The 23,766-nt window shown below is 62.3% G+C and carries 16 protein-coding genes; 12 read left to right on the top strand and 4 right to left on the bottom strand.

Features of this window, described 5'->3' with window-relative positions; genetic code table 11:
- Window positions 1–20: 20 nt before the first annotated feature.
- Window positions 21–1,712 carry a long-chain fatty acid--CoA ligase gene (locus C8D04_RS03760; protein WP_116003656.1) on the bottom strand — a complete coding sequence of 564 codons (1,692 nt, stop codon included), beginning with the start codon at window positions 1,710–1,712 and terminating at the stop codon, window positions 21–23.
- 251 nt (window positions 1,713–1,963) lie between these two features.
- Here C8D04_RS03760 and C8D04_RS03755 point away from each other — a divergent pair, with 251 nt between their 5' ends.
- The gene (locus tag C8D04_RS03755; RefSeq protein ID WP_116003655.1) at window positions 1,964–2,863 is read left to right on the top strand and encodes a hypothetical protein; all 900 of its coding nucleotides are present in this window, start codon (window positions 1,964–1,966) and stop codon (window positions 2,861–2,863) included.
- A 359-nt stretch (window positions 2,864–3,222) separates the two neighbouring features.
- On the opposite strand, the gene C8D04_RS18630 is transcribed toward C8D04_RS03755, so the two are convergent.
- From C8D04_RS18630 to C8D04_RS03745, 3 genes are read right to left on the bottom strand one after another with little or no spacing between them, the layout of a single operon-like run.
- Complete coding sequence (locus tag C8D04_RS18630; protein ID WP_158550277.1) at window positions 3,223–3,363, bottom strand: hypothetical protein; 141 nt, start codon at window positions 3,361–3,363, stop codon at window positions 3,223–3,225.
- Window positions 3,360–4,133, bottom strand: coding sequence for a hypothetical protein (locus tag C8D04_RS03750; RefSeq protein ID WP_233521101.1), 774 nt, complete (start codon window positions 4,131–4,133; stop codon window positions 3,360–3,362). The genes C8D04_RS18630 and C8D04_RS03750 overlap by 4 nt, the downstream gene beginning before the upstream one ends.
- 5 nt (window positions 4,134–4,138) lie before the next feature.
- Window positions 4,139–5,134: a hypothetical protein gene (locus C8D04_RS03745; RefSeq protein ID WP_116003654.1), complete on the bottom strand. Its 996-nt coding sequence runs from the start codon at window positions 5,132–5,134 to the stop codon at window positions 4,139–4,141.
- A gap of 625 nt (window positions 5,135–5,759) precedes the next feature.
- Here C8D04_RS03745 and C8D04_RS03740 point away from each other — a divergent pair.
- The 11 genes from C8D04_RS03740 to C8D04_RS03690 all read left to right on the top strand — a co-directional run bounded on the left by C8D04_RS03740 (window position 5,760) and on the right by C8D04_RS03690 (window position 23,745).
- Entirely contained in the window at window positions 5,760–8,345 is a 2,586-nt protein-coding gene (locus tag C8D04_RS03740) for a sigma-70 family RNA polymerase sigma factor (RefSeq protein ID WP_133243601.1), read from the top strand.
- Window positions 8,342–9,835, top strand: a complete 1,494-nt coding sequence (locus tag C8D04_RS03735) for an ATP-binding protein (protein ID WP_199562965.1) — start codon at window positions 8,342–8,344, stop codon at window positions 9,833–9,835. The genes C8D04_RS03740 and C8D04_RS03735 overlap by 4 nt, the downstream gene beginning before the upstream one ends.
- The gene (locus C8D04_RS03730; protein WP_116003652.1) at window positions 9,832–12,774 is read left to right on the top strand and encodes a Z1 domain-containing protein; all 2,943 of its coding nucleotides are present in this window, start codon (window positions 9,832–9,834) and stop codon (window positions 12,772–12,774) included. Before C8D04_RS03735 ends, C8D04_RS03730 begins: the two co-directional genes overlap by 4 nt.
- A complete protein-coding gene (locus C8D04_RS03725) occupies window positions 12,758–13,768 on the top strand; it encodes a PD-(D/E)XK motif protein (protein ID WP_116003651.1) in 1,011 nt (336 codons plus the stop codon). Before C8D04_RS03730 ends, C8D04_RS03725 begins: the two co-directional genes overlap by 17 nt.
- 2 nt (window positions 13,769–13,770) lie before the next feature.
- Window positions 13,771–15,540 carry an AIPR family protein gene (locus tag C8D04_RS03720; protein WP_116003650.1) on the top strand — a complete coding sequence of 590 codons (1,770 nt, stop codon included), beginning with the start codon at window positions 13,771–13,773 and terminating at the stop codon, window positions 15,538–15,540.
- A 43-nt stretch (window positions 15,541–15,583) separates the two neighbouring features.
- On the top strand, window positions 15,584–17,104 hold the full coding sequence (locus C8D04_RS03715; protein ID WP_116003649.1) for a restriction endonuclease: 1,521 nt from the start codon (window positions 15,584–15,586) through the stop codon (window positions 17,102–17,104).
- A 371-nt stretch (window positions 17,105–17,475) separates the two neighbouring features.
- Window positions 17,476–19,632: an ATP-binding protein gene (locus C8D04_RS03710; protein WP_116003648.1), complete on the top strand. Its 2,157-nt coding sequence runs from the start codon at window positions 17,476–17,478 to the stop codon at window positions 19,630–19,632.
- Window positions 19,629–20,999: a hypothetical protein gene (locus C8D04_RS03705; RefSeq protein WP_116003647.1), complete on the top strand. Its 1,371-nt coding sequence runs from the start codon at window positions 19,629–19,631 to the stop codon at window positions 20,997–20,999. The genes C8D04_RS03710 and C8D04_RS03705 overlap by 4 nt, the downstream gene beginning before the upstream one ends.
- A gap of 145 nt (window positions 21,000–21,144) precedes the next feature.
- The gene (locus C8D04_RS03700; RefSeq protein ID WP_116003646.1) at window positions 21,145–21,603 is read left to right on the top strand and encodes a very short patch repair endonuclease; all 459 of its coding nucleotides are present in this window, start codon (window positions 21,145–21,147) and stop codon (window positions 21,601–21,603) included.
- 3 nt (window positions 21,604–21,606) lie between these two features.
- Entirely contained in the window at window positions 21,607–23,436 is a 1,830-nt protein-coding gene (locus C8D04_RS03695; protein WP_116701307.1) for a hypothetical protein, read from the top strand.
- Between the two features lie 27 nt (window positions 23,437–23,463).
- Window positions 23,464–23,745: a hypothetical protein gene (locus C8D04_RS03690; protein ID WP_116003644.1), complete on the top strand. Its 282-nt coding sequence runs from the start codon at window positions 23,464–23,466 to the stop codon at window positions 23,743–23,745.
- Window positions 23,746–23,766: the final 21 nt, after the last annotated feature.

Raw genomic sequence — 23,766 nt, 5'->3', positions numbered from 1 at the left:
GTTGCCACGGGTCGCAGGGATCAGGACGCGGGCGCCTCGGCCTCCTGCAAGGCTCGCCACATCACCTTGCCACTACCGCTTTTAGGGAGTGCGTCCACGATCTGCACCGTGCGCGGCGCCTTGTAGGCAGCCATGTTGGCACGGCACCAGTCGATGATTTCCTGCTCAGTCGTCTCTTGGTGGGTGCTGCGCAGTACCACCACCGCCTTCACGCTTTCGCCACGATAAGCATCGCGTGTCCCAATCACGCAGGCTTCTTGAATAGCGGGGTGACCAAACATCAAGGCCTCGACTTCGGCGGGCCAGACCTTGAAACCCGACGCATTGATCATGCGCTTGAGCCGGTCGGTCAAAAAGAAATAGCCATCGGCATCGACATGCCCCAGGTCTCCGGTCCGGAAAAACCGCTTGCCGTCCCTTTCAAAGAAAGCGGCCTGCGTAGCGTCGGGCCGGTTCCAGTAGCCTTCGAAAACTTCAGGCCCATGAACGACGATTTCCCCCTGCTCTCCCATCGGCAACTCAGCCAGGGTTTCGGGATCGACCACGCGCGCTTCGGTGCTCATGAAGGGAATCCCCAGACACTGCTGCTTGGGTGCGTCAGGTGGGTTCGAATGCGAGGGCGCAGCAGTTTCCGTCAGACCGTAACCTTCGGCATAGCGCAAGCCATACTGGTCCAGCAAGCGCTGGGCCACAGCCTGCGGCATGGCGGCACCCCCACCGCCGATGTAAACGAGGCTGCTGAGGTCGTATTGCGCAAAATTCGGGCTTCCCAGCAAATCGATGATCATCGTAGGCACATTGGTCCAGTTGGTCACCTTGTGGCGGGAAATCATGCGCCCTGCAAGATCCCTGTCCCAACGCGGCATCAGCACCAGTGTGCCGCCACTGTAGATGGTGGTGTGCATCACGCTCACCATGCCAGTGATATGAAAGATGGGCAGAACCGCCAGCGCAACGTTTTCGGATGACCCCGAGCCCCATAGCGCACTGGCAATGGCGTTGTGCATGATGCTGCGGTGCAGGTGCATGCATCCTTTGGGGAGGCCGGTCGTACCGCTGGTGTAGGGCAGGATGGCCAGGTCGCGAGCACCCACCGCATGCGCGGGTGCAGGCAAAGTGCAGGCCAAAGCCTTCTCCCAGCGCAGCACTTCGCCACCAGCCAGCGCAGGCACGGCATGCGCTGCGGTCAACCAGCCTATCCACGCAGCGGGTGGCGCATCCTCACCCTGTGCTGTGGAATCAAAGGCATCGGTGTAGTGCGTGACCACCAGATGCGTCAGGCCCTGCCCTGCCGGCAAGGCATTGCTGGCTGCTGCCAATTCGCCCGCCAGATCAGCCGTGGTGATGGCTACACGCGCCTGCGGGTCGGTAATGTAGTGCTTGAGTTCCTCGGCGCGGTTCATGGGGTTGACCGGCACCACCACGGCATTGGCACGCAGGATGGCAAAGTGGGCCATCACCAATTGCGGGCAGTTTTGCATGCACAAAACCACCCGGTCCCCGCGCTGCACACCCAGTGCATGCAGCTGGGCCGCCAATCTTTCAGCGCCTTCGGCCAGCTGGCGATAGCTGATCGCAGCGCCAAAAAACACCAACGCTTTCTTCTCCGGGTAGCGCCGAGCGTTGACGGCCAGGTTATCCCACAGAGATGTCTCGGGAACAGTGATCTTTTCAGGAAGACGGGCGGGCCAGAAAGCATGGTGCGGACGCATGAAAAACTCCTTTGTCCGGCAGTCTAGGACGACACCCCACCAACCTTTCGCGGGTTTGCACTAGGATGCTGTCGCCTGGGGGTCAGCTTCCTATCGACTCAAGTCAATCCACTGAAATAAGGGATTTTTACCTTGCACAACCCAGATTTAGCTTTGCTTAAATCAGTGAGGATTGACGTATCCCGCTGAAAGACCGTTCAGGACATCCCTCAGGTTCTTTCAGGGCAATGATCCTTTGAAGGAGTAGGACGATGCTCGACGCTACCCAAGCCACAAACCTCTTGCAATCGCTCGGTGTGTCCAGTTCGATGGCGTCAAAAGCTGTCGAACGAACAGCCCAGAACGACGCGACAAAGGATCCGCTCGCATTCCTTCAGGAACTGCAGGCCACCCTCAAATCACTCACCGCGGCCGCACAACAGTCTCAGGAGACCCCTGCTGCTTACGCCGTTTCGACTAAAGCCAACCAACAGTCAACGGTAGATGCCTTCCAGGGGACACAGAAACCTTTGCGTAATTCACCTGCAGAATCCAACGAAGCACTCGTTAAAGCACCGTTCAGCAATTTTGAAGAATTCAAGAACTGGGAAAAAGGGCTAGGGCATACATTCGCCGAAGACTACAAAGCACCTGACTACATTCACGTAATGGGCCTGTCTCTTGGCGGTGGAGACAGCGAAGCATTCAAGCGCTACGTTTTCTTTAAGAACAACCCCGAATGCGCCGTTGACTATGAAGGCATACGCAGCGGAAAATTATCGACATTACCGACTGATAAATCAACACTGATTAAAAGTGATTTATCAAAAATGCCAGTAGAGACCGCTGCTTTTTATCGAGAAAATCCAGATCAGCTCTTGCTGGCAGAAGGATTTAATATGGATCCCACCCTCTATAAAATGAGCAGGGATGGAGAAATCACCATCCCGAGCGATGTAGATGCATCGGAATGGTTGACGCAAAATAAATGGACGCCTGATGGCATTGTTGCCAATAACAATCGGGTCACTTTTGCGCAAGCCGACTTTCTAGGCATCAACGGCGACAGCGCTGGAAACTACCGTTTTGCAAAGTACGACTCTGCTACTGGTTTCATTGTTGACCTAGACGGTCAGAGCTACGATCCCACCACCGGCGAAGCCATGGCATAAGGGTGCTCTATCCCTTGGATAGAGCAAGTAGGCATACCGAGACCGGCGTCAGATCTCCCACTCCATCATCAACAAGGTCTCCGAAACCCGCGTGGTTAAAGGGATTGGCTGTGATCAACATAGGGCGTTACCGTCACTTTTACCGTAAGAAGCGCACATCTTTTGCTGGCGCGGGAGATGGAGCGATTTGCGGGGGAGCGACGTTTTCGACATCGTCATCAATCAGCTACAAGCATACCGAAAAACGCACCGCATCCCAAGATTCGCCGAGATCCGGTCATTCTGGTTGTAGTGGATCCCGAGGGCCTCGCCCAGTTGCGTGAGAACGGCTGCACGGCCGCCATCTTTTCCGAGTACGTTCAGAACGTCTTTTTCTTGCTTTTGTCCTTGGTACCAATGCACCAAGCCGTGAACAACGCCATGTCTCCTCCTGCCAGTTCTTGAGTTCCGGTTGGGATGGCTGCCCATCGACCGCTCCGGTTGACTTCGTCGTCCATCATCCCGCCGTCTTCGCAGGCAATTCAATTTCATATGCCTGGGCGATGCGGGCCACCAACTCGGTGACGGCGACGTTGCCGAGCTGCAGCGTTTTCGGGTCGATGGACGTGTCGGCAGAGACGGCGATAAGGAACCGCGTCATGTCTGCGCCGATCTTTTTATCGATCGGAATGCGTGTGGCTGGCGCCAGCAGTTGGGAAAGGCGCAGTACATCATTGAGGTGCTTGCGCACGTCCTTGGCGTCCACCTGGGCGCCCTGCTCTTTTCGCGCAGTCAGTTCAAGCCACGCGATGGCTTTGAGCGGAATCAGGCGGTCTTCGCCGACCCAGGGCAGGCCATCGACTTCGCGGCGCCCAGCCATGATGAATGCGTAGTAGACCTCGTCCAGCAATATGGCAGACAAGCTGGAAACGGCTTCATCCAGCGGTATGGGTGTGAGTTGACTGCCTTCGGCCGGTTGCAATCCGTCGGGAGCGCGCGCGAACAGTTCGACCATCGCCGGGTAGCGATCATCAGCGGGTTTCTGGAACCGGTAAAAGATGGGTTTTCCGGTGTCGCTGGCCTGGCGGATTTCGTAGCCTCCGTCCTCGACGAATTTCCAGAAAGCCTCGCCAAATGCCGGGGTCAGTGCCTCCACATGCAGGACGATGTCCAGATCTTTGGTAGCTCGGAATTCCAGCCCAGCCTCCTCCATCGTCAAGGTCGCGGCCGTGCCGCCAATCAGGACGTACTGGTCGACATATGCCGCAAACCGCTCCTGGAAGATGTCCAAGCCTCTCACCACGGGAGTTGTCCTTTCAGTTCGTCCAGTGCGAGTTGGATTCGGTCGTCCGCGTTCTCTTGCAGGCTGAGCGTCAGCGAGAGCGGGTCCACCGTGTTGGCGTCTGGCACCAATGCCGGGCTGTAGCTCCACAGCTGCCATTCTTGGGCACCCGCTTCGGGCTCAAGCAACTCGCGAACGCCGGCATCCGTCGCAGCCTTCCAGTCGGCGGCGGTCAACGCATACACCGGCCACTTCGGCTCGGTCAGCATGGAATAGCGCGCGAGCGCGCTCAGACCCGCGATGCGGCTGGGCCGATGTGCGACGAGCCCATGGGCTTTCACCCAGACCGTACGCCTGACCGGCGTTCGCAGTGCGGGCTTCGCACGCTCCCAGGTCTGCTCCGGTGGGAGTTCCATTCGTAGCCAGCGCGAGCGGCCGATCGTGTATGCGGTAGCCAGCCCTGCCGCAGTCAGTTCCTTGACTGCACGTGACAGTGTCATGGGCGTGTACCCCAAGGCGACTGCGACCTTGGAAGGCTGCCAACCGGGTTGCCACGGCTGGCGAAGCAAGGCCGTGATCAGCATGGCTTGCGCGGACGGGCTCAGCGCCGCTTCCGTGGCCGGAGCGCGCTGCCGAAAATACTCACGCAGGTCCAGACCTAGGTCCGGCAGATAGAGTTGGTTACCCGGAACGATGAACGGGACTTTTTGCTCGATCAAACGCCGCCGTTCATAGGAGGCCAGTGCGTCGGTGACGTAGACCGCCGGCTGACCGGCCAGCGCCTTAACCTTGTCCAGCCAGGTCCGGACTTCGCTGAGGGACTGCTTAGCCTCCGCGCGCCTTATCGCCAGGACAACGGGCTGCCCCACCAACTCTAGCTCGCTGAACTGGAAAGCGTCGCGCAGGAAGTACGGGAGTTCGTTTGCGCGCGCCCACGGCTTCACACCTGGCGCGTCAATGCCCAGGACCTCCTGAAGGTAGTGCAGGACGGCGGTCGCGAGGGTCGGCAAGGTCTATCCTATTTAACTTCAATTTTGCACAATAACACACTGACCGTTATCGTGCAAAATGGCGTTATGATGGCGTTTTTGATTCTCCCGCCCCCTACACCAAGCCGTCCGACGAAAGGAAACGACATACCTGCCGCGCGTCGCATAGCGCCTCGGAACGCCGCCGACCAGGATGCGCCTGATCGACCCGAAACGGCAGCTACATAGTCGGCCGTCGACTTGCACCACCATCACAGCACCGGGCCTGAGTGCAGATGCACCGCATTCATCACCCCGTACCATCGGCGCATGAGCAAGGGATCACAATCTGAACGAGCGCAACTGGTCGACATCGGCGTCAACTTCCACGCGGCGCACCGAAGTGCAAGCAGTTTTGATATCGCGCGATCAAGTCAAAGCGGCCAGTGGCGCCGGTCGCACTGCTACTCCGAAATGAAGAAAACGATCCCATTTTCTCTATGCAGCCCCTGTAGAATTTGTAACAGCTAAAACTCAATAGAGCCAAAATGGCCGTAGAGAAGAACTCGCTGCTTGGCCAAGGTCGGCGCATTGAACCGGGGGGTAGGGGAAGCCTTCGGACACACACGGACAACGTCAGCAGGTTGCTCCGGGAGATGGCGCACGCGTGACGGATACGCTGCTTCAAGACAAACCCCAACTGAGCCGATTTCTTAGAATGGCCGTGGTTGCGGGCGTCGAGAGCGCCGTCCAGATCCACATCAACCGCGGCGACGACCTCAACGCACGCGACGAGAAGGGCCAAACGCCCCTCATGCTCTCCGCAGCCCGCAATAAGGCCACCATTTGCAAGCTGCTGCTTGCAGCTGGAGCCGACTGTGGTTTGCGCGACCCATTGGGGCGTGACGCACTTGGCATCGCCCGGGCGGCCGGTGCGTATGCGGCAGCCTCAGCCATCGAGGCTGCGTGCATGCCTCAGACCTTGGAGGACGATGGTGCCGCGCTTGCGCAGGCCGCCAGCAATGCCTCAGCCTTCGAGTTCACGGACCTTAAGCCCGATCAACCCCCTTCACCAACTGCAGTTTCAGCACCGCCGGAATCTACCTTGATGGCCTTTGACGAAGGTCTCGGGTTCGATCTGAGCGGGTGGGAGTCCGAGGAGGAGCAAGCGCCCCCCGAAGGAGATCCGACCCTCGCCGTTGTCGCGATCGGAATTCAGGCGGCCATCACCGAACACCAGCCCATCGACACATCCGCCGACTGGGACAACTTTGACACCTTCTTGCCCGAGCGGGCGACTCCGCTACCTCGTACCGACGACGCTGAAGCCCGCGAGCGACTGCGTCTAGTCCTGCTTCGCGCCATCCGCGAAGGCAGCGTCCCGCAAGCGGACATTGAGGATCTGACGCGCGGCGGAGATAGAGAGTTCGACGCCGAGGCCTGCGCGCTACTTGGCATGGTCGTCAACGACCTCGGAGCCGAAATCGACGAACGTTTTGAGTATTCGACGCCTTACGAGAACTTTGAGGTCTTCGTCGTACCTGACGAGAAGCCCGATGAAGAAAGCGGAGTCGCCGACGCCTTGGCGTTTCTGGACGACTTAGCTGCGCGCCGCAACGAGCCCTTGCGCCTCTATCAGCGCGAACTCCAGCGCGAGGCCCTACTCACAGCCGAGGCCGAAGTCACGCTTGGCCAATCCATGGAGAGCGACGTCGAGAAGGCACTTGACGCCCTAGCCGCGTGGCCCACTGGCATCGCAGCAACGCTTGAGATCGCCCGTCAAGTGGCCAAAGGCGGCAAGCCGCTGCGCGCGATGTCCACCGGACCGCAAGTCGAGCCCCGGGACCCGCTATCCACGGCCACCACCGAAATTTTCCCGGACGCCGCATTGGAACCGCTTGTAGCCGAGGGCGAGTCCGCAGGCTCCGAGGACGATCCCGACTCGCAATTTGGCCTTGATCCTAAGGAGTCCACCGACGAGCTGGCAGAGTTTTGCGCCAACGCTGAGCTCTTGTCGGGCCTGCCTATCGGCGCGAGCCAGGATGCAACCGAATGGAGGGCCTGCCGCGGCGCGCTTGCCTCGATGGGCCTGACTCGCAGCTTTCTGATGGAGCTGGCCGACTCCAGGCTTGTCGGTGAGGAAGCGCCCGCCCATGCGTTCAACCACGCGATGCGGGCCTATAGGCACGCGCGCGACCGCATGGCCGTCGCCAACTTGAAGCTCGTCTACTCCATCGCCAAAAAATACCTGTTCAGCGGCGAGCCGCTCGACGACCTGCTGCAGGAGGGGAACATCGGCCTCATCAAAGCCGTGGACCGCTACGACTGGCGCAGGGGCTTCAAGTTCTCGACCTATGCGACTTGGTGGATTCGCCAGCAGGTCGGGCGCTTCGTCGCCGACAAGGGCAAGACCATCCGCATCCCAGTCCACGTCTACGAGAAGACCCAGCGCATCGCGCAGGCGGCCAGAACCTTCGAGCTCAGACATGGCCACGCACCGACGCTCGAAGAGATCGCCGACCAAGTCGAGCTGCCCGTCCGCAAGGTCGAGGCCCTGTCCCGCCTGGGCTTGGAGCCGCTGTCCCTCGACGAATTGCCCGACATCGACGGCCTCATTGCCGTCCACGCCAAGGACCAATTCGCCGGCCGCGATCCGATGGAATGCGTCGAAGACATCCAGTTGGGCGAGTCGGTGGACTACTTCCTGAGCACGCTCAAGGTCAAAGAAGAAAACGTGCTGCGCATGCGCTTTGGACTCGGCATTCAAGAGTCGATGACTTTGGAAGAAGTCGGCGCGAGGCTCCACGTGACCCGCGAGCGCATTCGGCAAATCGAAGCCAAGGCCCTGAGGCAGTTGAAGCACCCATCGCGACTTGATCGATTCCTGATTGAAATCGGAGTGACGCCAGAGCCGCGCCAACGCGCCCAAGCGCAGGGCGATGCCGACGCCGGTGGCGAAGACGAAATGGGCGAACCAACCGAGCAGGCGAAAGCCTCCGACAAGAAGCCCGCGCCGGCTGTGCAGGCCGGCGCGCGGCCCCAGCGGCGGTCTGGCTCCGATCCCACGGCGCTCGAAAAGCTACTGGAGCACATTCGAACCATCGGCTTCGCCATTGAAGACACTCTCGACGGCCCTGATCGAAGAATCTGGGTCCACATCACCGAGACCCCCGACAACCACTCTCGCAAGATCGTCCGAAAGCTGATCGAGCTTGGATTCGAATTCTGGCCAGGGAAAGGCTATTGGCGATGAAGCCCAAGACACGAAGCGCGCCGCCGCGCGCGATGGCGATGCTCGAGTCCCTCCGGGGCCTGGGCTACTCGACCGGCGCGGCCTTGGCCGACATCATCGACAACAGCGTCTCGGCCGGCGCCACGGAAGTCCGCGTCGATTTCGCCTGGGACGGCAAGAGCAGCCGCGTGGCGATCCTCGACAACGGGCGCGGGATGGACGATGCCGAGCTCGAGAGCGCCATGCGCCTCGGCGACAAGAATCCGCTCGACGCGCGCTCGGCCCACGACCTGGGCCGCTTCGGCATGGGGCTAAAAACGGCCTCCTTCTCGCAGTGCCGCCGCCTCACCGTCGCCTCCGTCAAAGGCGGCGCCACAAGCTGCCTGCGCTGGGACCTTGACGAGCTCGCGGCAGACCCTGACGGAGGCTGGCTTCTGTTCGAGGGGCCGGCCCAAGGCTCCAAGCCATTCATCGCGGCCCTGAAGGGAAAGAAGGCGGGAACCCTCGTGCTGTGGGAGTCGATGGACCGCATCGTTACCGCGGGCTACGGGTCAGACGACTTCCACGATCTCATGGACACGGTCGAGTCCCACTTGGCGATGGTTTTCCACCGCCTGCTCCAAGGGTCTCGCGCCAAGCTCAAGCTGCTGCTCAATGGCCGCGCCGTGACGCCGTGGGACCCCTTCATGTCGGGACATCCCGCGAAACCCTGGTCGTCGCCGCCTAGCAACCACCCCACCGACTACGGGACGGTCACGGTGCAGGCGCACGTCCTGCCGCACCGCGACAAGCTGACGGCCAAGGAGTTTGAGGACAACGCCGGGCCAGCCGGATGGACCGCGCAGCAAGGCTTCTATGTCTACCGCAACGAGCGCCTGCTGGTCGCGGGCGGCTGGCTGGGCCTGGGCGGCTCGCGGGCGTGGAACCGCGAGGAGGCCCACCGCCTGGCGCGCATTCGCCTGGACATCCCCAACACCGCCGACGCCGACTGGAAGATCGACGTTCGCAAATCGACGGCCCGGCCGCCCGTGTCGCTACGCCCCTGGCTCACCCTGCTGGCCGAGAACACCCGCGAGCGCGCGCGGCGCGTGTTCGCCTACCGCGGCACGCCCGCGCCCGCCAAAGGCAATGTCCCCATCGAGCAGGCTTGGCGCGTGGAGCGGGTCAAGGCCGGCATGCGCTACCGGATCGACGAGGCGCACCCATCCGTATCGGCCGTTTTGGAGAGCGCGGGCGCGCTCGCGCCGCTGGTCAAGTCGATGCTGCGCGTGATCGAGGAGACGGTGCCCGTGCAGCGCATCTGGCTCGACACGGCCGAAAACAAAGAGACCCCGCGCACGGGCTTTGAAGGCGAGCCCAACGCGGCCGTGGTCGAAGTCGCCAGCGTGCTCTTCAACGACCTGATCGAGCGCAAGGGCCTGAGCGTCGAAGAGGCGCGCAAGTCGATGGCGCGCACCGAGCCGTTCCAAAAATATCCGGCGCTTGTCGCAAAACTAGGGAGCAAGAAATGACCGCAGCAGAAGAGGCCGCAGCGCAAGCCCAGTTGCTTGAAGATGTCATCGCCACCGCGCAGCGGCTGGTGAAGGCGGAGAAGGACTCCTCCAAGATCACTCCGGCCTACATCGCCGAGAAAGTGAAGCTCGCCGCTGCGATGTTCGCCAGCGATCCGCCCGTGCCGCTCGACGAGGCCAAGGCGGTCTCGACGCTGATCCAGCGGTTCAGTCACCGCATGGGCAAGGCCACCACGCTCAAGGACGACGCCGGCCACATCGACTGGCTCAACGCCGCCCGCAAGAAGGACTGGCACTACTGGCGCCGCTACCGCGACTACCAAGAGTCGAAGCTCTCGGACGTGGTGGTCGATGGCCTCGACGAATCCACCAGCGACATCCTGGGCTTGCTCGAAGACCCGCTGCGGGCCGATCCGTGGGACCGGCGCGGCCTGGTCGTCGGGCATGTGCAGTCGGGCAAGACCAGCAACTACACGGGCCTCATCAACAAAGCCGCCGACGCCGGCTACAAGATCATCATCGTGCTCGCGGGCCTGCACAACAACCTGCGCTCGCAGACCCAGATTCGCCTCGAGGAGGGATTCCTGGGCTACGAGACGACGCAAGGCGGCGACCCCGGGGCGTCCATCGGCGTGGCCGCGTTTGGCGAAGACCTCAAAACCAACTCGGCGACGACGCGCGCGGAGAACGGAGATTTCAGCAAGGCCATCGCCAAACACTTCAACGGCATCTCGCCCGAGGAGCGGCCCTGGGTGTTCGTGATCAAGAAGCAAAAGACCGTCCTGACCGAGCTGCTCAAGTGGATTCAGAAGCGGGTGGCCGACACGCCCCACCCGCTCCCCTACTCGCTCCCGCTTCAGCACCCGATCCCGGACGGAAAGGACTGGAGGCTCGTGACGAAGCTGCCGCTGCTGGTGATCGACGACGAGGCGGACAACGCGTCGGTGGACACGGGCGAACAGCTCTTCAACGAGGACGGCACGCCCGACGAGGAGCACTCGCCCAAGACCATCAACAGCCTCATCCGTCGGGTTCTGCACTCGTTCAGCCGCAAGGCTTATGTGGGCTACACGGCCACGCCATTCGCCAACATCTACATCCACCACAAGGGCGCGACCGTCGCCGAAGGCCCGGACCTCTTCCCCAAGGCCTTCATCATCAACCTGGCGGCGCCGTCGAACTACGTCGGCCCCGCCCGCATGTTCGGCAAGCTCACCAAGGAGGGCCGCGTCGGCGCGCTGCCTCTCTCGCGCAGCATCCTCGACCACTACGACCCGGAGGCCGAGGCCGGGTGGATGCCGCCCAAGCACAAGAAGACCCACGTCCCGGTCCACAACGGCCAGGAGACGATTCCCCAGTCCCTGCGCGAGGCGATCCATTCCTTCGTCCTGGCCTGCGCGGTGCGCGAGCTGCGGGGCCAAGGGCTCGAGCACAGCTCCATGCTGATCCACGTCACCCGCTACGTCGCGGTGCAGGACCATGTGCGCGAGCAGGTCGAGGAGGCCGTGCGCCGGATGCGCCAGAAGATCACCCGCGGCAGCGGCGCCGACGAGCTGCTCGCTCAGATGCGCAAGCTATGGGACGAGGACTTCGTCCAGACCCGCGACAAGGTCGCCGAGCTTTCGACGCCCGAGGAGCTGCCTCCCTCGATACCCTCCTGGGACGACGTACTCGACAAGCTGCCCGACGTGCTCGACGACATCGACGTGCGCTCGATCAACGGCATGGCCAAGGACGCGCTCGACTACGCCACGCCCGGCGCCGCCCTCAAGGTCATCGCGGTCGGCGGCGACAAGCTGGCGCGGGGCCTGACGCTCGAAGGCCTCTGCACCAGCTACTTCGTCCGCACCACGAAGATGTATGACACGCTGATGCAGATGGGCCGCTGGTTCGGCTACCGGCCCGGATACCTGGACCTCTGCCGGCTCTACACGTCGCCGGACTTGGTCAAGTGGTTCGGCCACATCGCCGACGCCTCCGAGGAGCTGCGCGAAGAGTTCGACTTCATGGCCAAGGCAAAGCTCACGCCTGAGCAATACGGCCTCAAGGTCATGTCGCATGAGACGCTCACGGTCACGTCGCCCTTGAAGATGCGCAACGCTCAGACGCTCTCGCTGACCTACAGCGGCACGCGACCGCAAACCATCCTCTTCCACCGCGACGCGGCGATCCAACAGGCAAACCTCGACGCGACCGGCGCGCTGGTCGCGTCCCTGGGGACGGCGTTCGTGGACGCGCCGAAATACCCGCGAGACGGCGAGGCTGACTCTTGGCCCGGCGCGCGGCTGTGGCAAGACGTGGACGCGTCCCATGTCCTCGCGTTCCTCGCAGCCTACGCGACCCATCCGAACGCCACCACCGCCAAAGCCGCGGTGATCTCCGACTTCATCGCCAAGATGCTCGACATCGGCAAGTTGAAGAAATGGAGCGTCGCCCTGCTCTCCGGCGGCGATGGCGTCGGCGAGCCCTGCGCCTTCCCCAATGGCTTTGAGACCAAGTCGCTGCAAACGCGCAAGATCGACGACGCGCCGGGCGCGAAGGACGCAGGCGTGTTCGCCATCGGAGTTCTGACCGACCCGAAGGACGAGGGCATCGACCTCGACGACGACGCGTGGCGCGACGCGCTCGCCCGCACCCGCGCGGCGTGGAAACCCGACCCTGCGCGAGGCCGCGTCAATCTGCCAACGAGCCCGAGCGGCAAGGGCATCCGCGAGGCTCGCGACCGGCTCGGCGGCGACGCGGACCGCGGCCTGCTGCTGCTCTACACGCTGTCGCCATACAAGGGCAAGGCGGCCACGCCCGAGAACCTCGTCGTGCCCGGCTGGGACAAGCCCATCATGGCCTTTGCCATCGCCTTCCCGTCGGCCGAGCACGGCATCCGCGTGGAATACGAAGTGAACCTCCTCTACTGGATGCAGGAATATGGCCCGTCCGAGTAACGAATTCCTGATGGCCTGGTCGTCGCTCACCAGCGTCGACGCCGAGCCTGGCTGGCTGGCCATCGCCCTGCCCTCCGCCGGGCCGCTGCCGCTTCGGGCGGGCCGGCGCTCGCCTGACAACGCAGAGGCGGTTCTGGTGTGCTTTCCCAGTGCGAAGCTCGCCGCCGCCGACAAGCTGCCTGAAGGCCAGGGCTTTTCCGTCGAGCGCGCGGACCCCTATGGCAGCGGCAAGCTCTGGCTCGCGCTGACGCGCAAATCGGCAGGCAGCGCGGAGCTCTTCGCGTCCATGGCCTGCGATGTCGTGGGCGCACTGGACGACTCGGTCGCGGCCGGTTCCGACGAAGGCAAGCTCCTGCGCGTCTTCATCGGCCGCGTCGGCGCCTGGCAGGAGTTCATGCGCAAGGGGAGCCAGGCCCTGAGCCCCGAGGCCGAGGTCGGCCTCATTGGCGAGCTCACGCTGCTGCGGGCCATCATCGAAGCGGGCGTGGCTCCTGCCACGGCTATCGAGTCGTGGGTAGGGCCGCTCGACGGCATCCAGGACTTCGAGATCGGCGCAGGAGCCTTGGAGGTCAAGGCCACGCTGTCGTCAACGGGATTCCCCGCCCGCATCGGCTCGCTTGAGCAACTCGACGACTCCACGCGCCAACCCCTCTTCGTGGCCGGCGCGCGCCTTCGGCAATCGGAGGGTGGACAGAACCTGCCGGACATCGTCGAGGCCATGCGGCAGGCGATCAAGGGCGATGGAGAGGCTGAGCGGCTGCTGTCCGAGCGCCTGCTCGCGGCCGGCTACATCGACTCCCATGCCGACCGCTATTTGAGGAAGTTCGAGCAGGCCGGCACGCGCGTCGTGGAGGTCGGGGCCAACTTCCCCCGCATGACCGCGGGCTCGGTGCCTGCGGGCATCATGAAGGCCATGTATGAAATCGACCTCGACAAGGCGCCGGGCGAAAACGTCGGCGCCGAGGGCGCATTGAAGAAGCTGGGAGCGATCTAAGAATGAATTTGCCTGAATTCCTGCGCGAGACGCAGGCCGCCGTCCGCTCGCAGATGCGAGACGGCGCGCTCTATGAGGAGCTGGTGTTCTCCGGCATCGTGATGGACCACATGTCGGACATCGGCATGACGTTCGAGCCGGTCGAGTGCCACTTTGAGGGCAAGGTGGGCAACGCCAACCTGCGCCTGAGCGGCTATTCGCTGTCCGAGGAGAGCGACCAGCTCGACTTGTTCGTGAGCCTCTACGCCAACGTCGATGTCCCGACGCCCGTGCCGGACTCGGAGACCAAGACCGCCGTCGAGCAGTGCCTGCGCTTTCTGACGCTGTGCGCCGAGGGCAAGATGGCTCCCAAGCTCGACCCGTCCAGCGACGTGCGCTCGCTGGCCGAGACGCTGCAGGCCATCTACGACGACTTGGAGCAAATCCGCGTCTACGTCATCACCGACCGCGTCGCCAAGTCCAAGAGCTTCAAGACCCGCGACATCGGCGGCAAGGCCGTGCGCCTGGAAGTGATGGACATCGAGCGGCTGCACCGGCATTGGTCCGAGGGAAAGCCGCGCGACGAGTTGGTGGTCGATTTCACGGAAGTCTCAGGCGCGCCTCTGCCATGCGTGTTCGTGCCTGGCGAGAGCGACGACTACGACTACGCCCTCACGGCGATCCCTGCTGAGGCGCTGCGCCTGCTCTACGAGAAGTTCGGCGCGCGCCTGCTCGAAGCCAACGTGCGGTCGTTCCTCAGCGTCAAGGGCAAGGGCGTCAACGCCGGCATCCAGAACACGCTGCGCTCGGCCCCCGAGCGATTCATGGCCTACAACAATGGCATCGTCATCGTGGCCGACGAGATGCGCCTGGGCAAGCCCGGGGACGGCTCCGCCGGCATCGCCTGGCTCAAAGGCCTCCAAATCGTCAACGGCGGGCAAACCACCGCGTCGATCTACTTCGCAAAGAAGAAGTATCCCGACACGGACCTCAGCCGCGTGCGGGTGCCAGCCAAGATCATCGTCATGCGCGCGCAGGACTCGGCCAAGGAAGAGGCCCTCGTCTCGGACATCTCGCGCTTCGCCAACAGCCAGAACGCCGTGCGGCAATCAGACCTGTCGGCCAACAAGCCTTTTCATGTCGAGATCGAGAAGCTCTCGCGCTCGGTCTACTGCCCCGACGGCGTCGGCCAATGGTTCTACGAACGCGCCTCGGGCAGCTACAACACGCTGCTCGCCCGCGAGGGCACCACCCCAGCCAAGCTCAAAGCCTTGAAGGAGGCGATCCCGACGGCCCGCCGCGTCACCAAGACCGACTTGGCCAAATACATCACCGCCTGGGATAAGAAGCCCGACATCGTCAGCCTCGGCTCGCAGAAGAACTTCGACAAGTTCATGGCGGGCCTGACGCCGGCCGACGGCCAAGAGGCGCCGCTACCCAGCGTCGCCGACTTCAAGGCCATGATCGCCAAGGCGAAGATTTACCGCGACGCGCAGAAGCTATTGCGGCCGATGTTCCAAGCCTTTCAGGCCAACGTGACCGCCTACACGGTGTCGCTGGTCGCCGAAAAGCTCGGCGACCGCATCGACCTTGAGCGCATCTGGGCCAAGCAGGCGGCGTCTCCCGAGCTGCTCGCGCAAATCGCCGTCTGGGCCAGGGAGGTCAACGACGTGCTGCACTCGTCGTCAGGCGGCAAGATGGTCTCCGAATGGGCCAAGCGGCCCGAGTGCAAGGAGGCCGTGATGGGCGCGAGCTACTCTGCCCCGGCCGCCAACATCCCGGAAGTGAAATAGGCCAATTCGTAAGGATCCCCTCGAAATCTTCTCCACGAAGCTCATGCATGAAGCAGATGACACCGCGCAGTCGGCGGTGAAACTAGAGTTGCCCAACGACGCTCAGACGCTGACCGACGTCGTCACAGAGTTCTTGCTCGCTATCTCCTCGGGTCACGCGTTTGCCGTTGACGTCCCACTCCCCTCCGTCGGGAGTTCGAACTCGCATCTGGATCTGGCCGATGACTTTCTGGACGCGTCCCTTATCGCCGAGCGTCTGGGTGCCTATGCAACACGACGATCGATGTCGTGGACGAAGGTCGAGCATTTGAATGTGATCCGGCTTGAACTTGACAGCTACGACCCGCATGCGATGGCGCTGGAACTGGCGCGGATGGCGATATTCGTCGACTATCCCGATCACGAGACCGATGGTCTGCGCGGAGAATTCGAGCAAATCCGGGAAGCGAGATACGACTACGAGGAATCCCTGGAACAGAGCGAGCTCATGTTCCCCGAGATCGCCGATCACTACGTCGGCAACCTGATCATGTCGTATGGAGAGTGGGAGGACACCGAGGCGCTGAAAGAGCATCTTCAGCGCCATCCGGAACGGCGGTATGGCTTTTTCGTTAGTAGGTCCATCCGCGCAGGTGGTCGGGCCGTTCTTTTGTCGGATGGCGAGTTGATCCTACCGGCGGACGCGTCACTCGCAGAGGTGCTCGAGAGCGTGGGTTACAGCGGTGAAGCGCTCCTGCCTGCACGGATGGTCATGACCGAGCAAGAGGCCAGTTTCATTGGCGGGCATGTAGTTGTCGGTGTGCCTTCAGAGCTCGTCACTCAGGCGATCGCCTGCGGCGACGAGTTTGTTCGACGTACGCAGTCCGAGCCGGACTCCTATGACCTCGTTGCCTTCAAAGGGCGGGTCGCCGGGTCCGATGACGAGCCGTCCGCTTGGGTCGGCGATTTTTCGGGGTTTGCCGCACTCAGGTGCTCCGGATTCACCATCGTCTTCTTTAGCGAACACCAGCGCCCCACCCCGGGGCGCGCTGCTCAGGCCGAAGTCCTGCAATCTCTGGCAACAAGCCTGCACGATGGCGGGTCGGCCAAGTCGGCGCCCGATCTTCCGTGGGAGATTCTCGACGATGAGCTTTTCGAGCAGCTTTGCTGGGACTACCTGTACACATCGCCGCAGTTCGATCGAAACCGGCTGGAGAAGATCGGCAAGTCACGCTCGCGCGATGGCGGGCGGGACATAGTGGCCTGGACAAACCGCGCCCCCCCTTTCTATCGCCCCCCGGTCAAGTGGGTCTTTCAGTGCAAACACATCCGTGCTGACGACTCGCTGACTCCAAAGCACATCAAGTCCATCGGCGATGTGATCGAACAATACGATGCCGAGGGATACGGCGTGATGACCTGCGGGTACATCGACGCTACTCTCCACGACAGGGTCGATTCGATCTGCGGGAAGCGCGACGTGGAAGTGCGCAAGGTCGATCGCTTTCTACTTCAAGCTTTCGTATCGGCTCGCCCCCATCTCGTCGATAAGTATTTCCGGGTGCGCGGCCCAGTGAAGGGCTGATTTAGCCGAACGAGCCTCGGACAAGTCGTATTTCGTGACCGCCGTCGCTTCCTGAGCGTCTACGGGACGACGACACGCCAGACCAGGGGCGAACAAATCGGCGCTGCGAAATGAGTCACAATGGGCACGGCGTTCGGGCTCCACAGAATGTTGTCAGATGCAGCGCTGAATAGCGCAACCGGGAGTTGGCGTTTCTCACTGCGATTCGAAGGGGAAAGGGCGTCTGTTCGCAGTTCAAGCCATAGCGCGCAGGAAAGTCCCGGTGGGGCGCGCGGACCATGAAAACGTCCGTTCACCACGAGCCTCGGCGAGGCACCCGCCAAGGCTGACTGCTACACGTAACATCTAACGGTTGAACTAGAGAGTCGCACGTGCACAAGAGCGTACCATTTAGAGTCCAGTCGCATGTCCTGAAGCTGCTCGGTGATCAGCTCATCGGCCACGACCGGCTGGCCGTGTTCGAACTCGTCAAGAACTCCTACGATGCCGACGCAAAGACGGTGACCGTCACCCTGGATCTGCAGGCCCCCGTGCCGAAGATTAGCGTCAGAGACGACGGCATCGGGATGTCCGCCGACACCATAGAGAACGCCTGGTTGCAGGTTGGCACGGACTCTAAGCGGAACGCCGGGGCACGCAAGCGAAGCCCGCTTGGCCGGCTCCCCCTTGGAGAGAAGGGCGTAGGGCGTCTGGCGGTGCAGAAGCTCGGCGACACCATTCGCCTCGTGACAAGGCAGCAGGGCAAGCCCGAGCACTCATTCAAGATATCCTGGGGCCCCTTGATCGCTAGCGCACGCTACCTCGGCGACGGGCTGGCGGTGGAGGTTGAGGAGCATGCATCGCCCGAAGAATTCAAGTCCTCTTCCGAATCCGGTACGCTCGTCGAGATCACCGACCTGCACCACACGGACTGGTCGCGACGCGAGATCCGCGATCTCTACAGGCTCGTCACCTCGCTGTGCAACCCGTTCGATGACGAGTCTTCCTTCAAGGTCAACCTCGAACTGCCGGGAAACGAGGCGGCAGTGGCGGACCTCCCGACCCTCCAGGATATGCTCGCATCGGCCGCCTGGGAGTTCGAGTTCAAGATCGATGAGAGCGGAATGATCACCTGGGACTACAAGTTCCGTCCGCCCAAGTTCAAGAATCTAACTCCCCAGACCAAGGGGCCCATCACCGAAAAGCTAGCTCTGATCCCCGCAGACCCGGACGAAGTGCGTCCGCGACCAGCTCAACCCAAGGCCGTTGCGGATAAGGAAGACGATCACGTTCTTCTGTGGCCTGAAGATCTCGAAGGCATCGGTCCGATCAGCGGCGCCATCTACGCGTTCCACCGCCGTGACGAGATTTTGAAAGCCTCCGGCGCGCCACAGCAGCTGAAGAAGTGGCTCGACCAGCAGACGGGAGTCCGCGTCTACCGCGACAACATTAGGGTGTTCAACTACGGCGAGGCTGGAGAGGACTGGCTCGGGCTCGACACACGCCGGATCAACAGGCCTGCAGGAAAGCTCGGCACCCAGAGCGTGATTGCGCAGATTTCACTGGATCTGGCGAACAGCGCGGAGCTGAAGGAGAAGACCAATCGTGAAGGGTTCGACGAGAACGCGGCGTTCCGTCGCCTGAAACGCATCGGTGTCAGCGTATTCGATCTGTTTCAACGCCATCACGCGGAGGACCGCGCGGCAATCGACCGTGCATTGAAGGGCGACGATGAGCCGCCACCGGTGCAGGCCGCGTTGGCGCGCCTTGAGGCGCTCGGCAAAAAACACAACATCGAAAAGGAGGTCAAGCCGGTCTTACAGGCCATCAGGGCTGAGCTGAAGTCCTTTCAGGAGGTGATGGTAGCGTCCGGCCTCGCCGGCATGAATCTCGCGCTCATATTCCACGAGATCGTGCACAGCATCGACCGGATGCAGCGGCGGTTGCAGGCTGGCGTCGACCCGGAGGAAGTGCGCAAGGAAGTCGATCATCTGCGCAAGCTCATGGAGACGTTCAAGCCACTGCTTCAGCGCGACCCGGCAAGAAACGTCCCCGTTGATGATCTGGTGCGACGCGCGATCGGTTTCCATGCTGACCGCTTCGCGCGGCACGAGGTCGTGATGTCCAACTGGACTGCGGACCCGGACAAGCGCCATGACTTCTCTGTGAGCGTGCCCCGCGGCTTGGTGGTCGGAGCCCTCAGCAACGTAGTCGACAACGCCATCTACTGGACTCGATTCCGCAGAGAACGTGACAGTAGCGGTACGGCCGCGATCCTGGTGCTGGCGTCCTGGGATGAGGAGGCCGGCGGAATGATCGCAGTCTGCGACAACGGGCCCGGATTTCAACTGCCACGAGACTTTCTTGGCAAGCCGTTCTCGTCAACGCGAGCCGGCGGAATGGGGCTCGGGTTGTTCTACTGCAAGGCAGTGATGGAATCCATAGGAGGGAGCCTGGAAGTGGTGGATGCATCCGAACTGAACGACGTAGTGGCCCTACCGGCTGCCTACGACGGTACGGCCGTCGTCTTCAGGTTCCAGAAACAATGATTCCGCGCTATTCGCGAGTCGTGGCGATAGACGACAGAGAAGACCATCTGAAGGCCATCACGTGGGGGCTCAGCCAAGCCGGCTTCTGCCCGGTGCCGTTCCTCTTCGATGACGGTGACCTTCTGCCTGCACCCGAGGCGCCGATCACTGGCATGCGGATAGTCTTCACCGACATCCATATGGCTCCTGGGAACCTCGCCAACCTCAAGATGCACTCGGCCGTAATCATCCAGTGCCTTAACAAAATTGCCGCCGTGGGTCCCTACGCGTTGATCTTTTGGTCGATGTATCCGGGGGACGTTGAGCAAATGAAGAGCCTCATCGAGGCCGATGGCCCCAGCACGGGTCTTACACCGCCGATCGCCTTTGGCACTATCGACAAGAACATGGTGCTGGGCGCTGGCGGCTCAGGAACCTTCGATGCGGAGGCGTTGCGCAGCCTGATCGCCGAGCAGATGGAGAACTTCCCAACACTGGCGACAGCCGCGCAGTGGGAGATGCGCGCGGCACAGGCCGCCGCCAAGACGACGGACGCCGTACATTCCCTGACGCAAGCGCCTGTCGCAGAGCAGCGCACCGCGGAGTGGGAGAGTCTGCTTGCTTTTCTTGCTGCTGAAGCAGTCGGCCCGGACGTTGCTCCACTCAATATCGATGGCGCCCTAGATTCGGCATTGCTTCCGATTCTCGAAGATCAGCTCAGCTTCGTTGGTGGAACTTCCGAGACACCGATTCCCGAGACGCACCCGCTGCGCATTGCGATGTCAGTGAATCCCCGTCCGCCACGCCCCGATGGAGTATCGGTCGCGCGACTCAACGCGAGCTATCTCATCGACGAGGCAGGAGCGGCATCGCCCAAGGGTGAATTCGAACGGGGAATGGTCATCCAGCTTCCAAAAAGCTACATCAATTCGGGCCCGTTCATACGTCAGTTCGGAAAGGAAAGGTCTGATCTGGTGCGCGCGGAATTCCTGCTGAAGGACAAGGCAAGGATAGCCTCCGCCGAGGATATCGGCAAATTGGCGCTTCACGTCGTCGAGCTCGGGCCCGAGTGCGATCACGTCCAGGGCAAGGTATCCACTCACCGGTATCTGCTGGCGCTTCTCGTACCTTCAGCGTTAATCAGCCTTTGCCGGACGAAATCCGGCGTACTCAACAACGCGAGCGTGATCGATGCCGGCCTTATGGCCTTCAAGAAGGCGCCAGAGGAAGAATTCCATCTGCTCATCTCGACGAGGTGCTACATGACTCTGGCGCCGGGCTCCGCATTGGGCGGCCTGTGCAAGTTCAGACTACGTCGGCTGTCCATCGACGAAGTGGTACACCACTACACGACCCACGCAAGGCGCCCTGGCGTCATGCGATTCTGATTAGGACGACTAGAGGTGTCGCACGCATGTTCGGGGCCTGGCCGCCTTGGGCTTGGCGATCACTTCCACGACGGGTTCACCCTGACCCCGAAATTTCATGTTCTTCGAGCCCTGACACGGCGCACTGCCTTTTCGGTACCAGCGCATGGTTGATGTCGTCTCTCCCGCTGACCGCAGCCGGATGATGGCCGGCATCCAAGGCAAGAACACCAAGCCCGAGCTGATCGTCCGCCATATGCTCTTTGCCTCGGGTTACCGCTTTAGGCTACATCGGCGCGCCCTGCCTGGCGCTCCCGACATCGTGATGCCGGGACGCAAGGTAGCCGTGTTCGTCCACGGCTGCTTCTGGCACATGCACGAGGGATGCCGATTCGCCAAGATGCCGGCTACGCGGCCGGAGTTCTGGAAGACCAAGCTCGAGGCGAATGTAACGCGCGACCGCCGCGCAGTCGAGAATCTGCGAGCTCTCGGCTGGCGGGTGCTGTGCGTTTGGGAATGTTCGACGCGCGATGTCCACGCCGCTGCGGGCCTGCAAGCCGCCATGAGCGCCTGGATCGAGGGTGGCGCTCAGGTCGGCGAGATCGGCGCGCCATCGCGAGGCTGAGCCATGCCCGACTCAAACGCCCAAGCCCTCCGCGACCTGGCCGAAGCGCATTTAGCGGCGGTCCTCACGCGATTGCCCACCGACCGCATGGGCCGCTTTGTCCTGTTCATCGAAGTGGTCCGCGCGATGGATTACTGGGGCATCAGCGCTTATCCCGACAGCTTGGAGAAGGCAAAGGTCGGCCAATCGCTCGATCTCATGTATTGGGGGTGGAACAGAGCCGTCGCCGAACTCTTTGAGCCTCTGGATCAGCCTGGCGCCTTCCCACTCATGGAGAGCACGCCAGAGTCTCGTGGCTTCGCCGCTGGGCTCATGCAGGAGTTTGGCAAAGCGTCGCTCGCGCGCAGGCTGGCCGACATGTGCGAGCGGGGGATCATGGAGATCGCCAGGGATGGCGACGAGTTTCAAATCCGCATGAGCGAAGACGCGAAAGCGCAGTTCGCTGACGCAATGGAACATGACCGACTCAAGACGGCCGAGGAGCGCGCGCCTTCGTCGAACTCAGGCTGGACCATGGCCTCCATGCGCGACGCCTTGCGCTTCCCCGGCATGCCCGGGAACTACCTGGCCTTGGCCAACGCGCCGGTAAAGCGCTGGATCAGGGCCGACATCGAGGAGCTCATCAAGCCGCTCGTGCGGCCATGGGACACGGGGCGCGGCGTCATGGTGGCCTACGACGCCCGCATCGAGGTGGACAAGCACTACATGGCCGAGGCCCTTGCTCTGGCGACGCCATGGCGCGAAGACTCAGGCATCCACGCCGACGCAAAGCTCGGCTCCATCACTGGCGCCGACCTCGCGGGCGTGGGCGCAGCGCTTATCAGCCTTCACGTCAAGCATTTCGGTTGCGTGTCGGCCGCCAAGAAATTGTTTCCCGAAGTGTCGCTCGCCCAGAGCCTGACCATCTGGGGGCCGAGGGATGCGCTTGAACAATCGATCTCGACAATGAGCGGCAGCACCGAGCCTGTGGTGCACGCCGTCTTCAATGCGGTGGCGATGACGTCGGAGCAGGCCAAGAGGCTGGCGGATCACTCGACGCCATTGATCCCCCTGCTCTTCGACTTGGGCAACGGCTTTATCCTCCGACCGGTCTCGTGCCTTACCCGAAACCCCTTTACCGCTGCAAGGACACAGCATCAGTGGCTGGAGCCGCGCGCAGAGCACGGCGTCGCCGCCGACCGCGAAGCATGGATGCGCGAGCAGCTCTACGGCATGTTCGGCGGCAAGCGATATATCCGCTTTCCTGGCAACCTTAAGCTCCGCCGTGGCGGCGCGGTCCTCACCGACATCGACGCGATCATCTATGACCGGCTGACCGGCGACGTGGGGCTCTTCCAATTGAAGTGGCAGGACTACTCCACCAACGACGTGCGCCAGCTCCGAAGCAAGGCGGCCAATCTCTCAGCAGAGCTGGTGGACTGGTCGGGCAAGGTTAAGTCGTGGATCGAGGAAAACGGCATGTCGGCGCTCGACAAGTCGCTGCGGCTCAAGCAGAAGCGGCGCGAGGCCGTCAGGGGCGTGCTGCTCTTCGCCATTTCAAGGTCGTCGGTCCGCACGCAAGGCTATGGCGTCAAAACCGACGCGCCTGACTTGGCGATGGCCGTTTGGCCGCAGTTTGTTCGCGCCCGGATGGAAATTGGCCCCACTTCTTGGTCCATGCGAGACGTTCATGCGCGCCTGCTCGAAGAGCATGGGCGGGTGCCCAACGTCTACCCGCTCCCGGCGTCGTTGCGCGTGGCCGGCGCCACGCTTCACATTCACGACCTGTGGAATAGAACGGACGACGACGCACCTGCGGGCCGCGAGGCTGACGCCCCTATCCGCGCGCTATAACGGCCCATCGCCTCCTCCTACTGTGCCATGACGCCCACCGCCGACGCTCTCGCCCTCGAATTCAGCCAAGGACTCCATGCGTGCCTGGGGCGTGAGCAGATGCGGGAGGTTTTCGAGCGCAACCGCGCAGAGACAGCTCCCGGCGTCTGCCACTCGCATGACTTCTGCGACGCCAACATGGTCCTCTACGAAGTCTTCATGAGGCACAGCATGGACCCCGTCAGCGAGGAAGGCATGGAGCGGCACGGCGCCTTGTGGGACCAAGCCTGGAACTTGGCCAAGTCGCGGGAGTTTCGAATCGCGGACTGAACCGGCGCGCTCGGCGCCGCA

This window comes from Simplicispira sp. 125, assembly GCF_003096555.1.
Taxonomy (GTDB): domain Bacteria; phylum Pseudomonadota; class Gammaproteobacteria; order Burkholderiales; family Burkholderiaceae_C; genus Simplicispira.
This window is presented reverse-complemented; position numbering and strand designations above follow the sequence as displayed.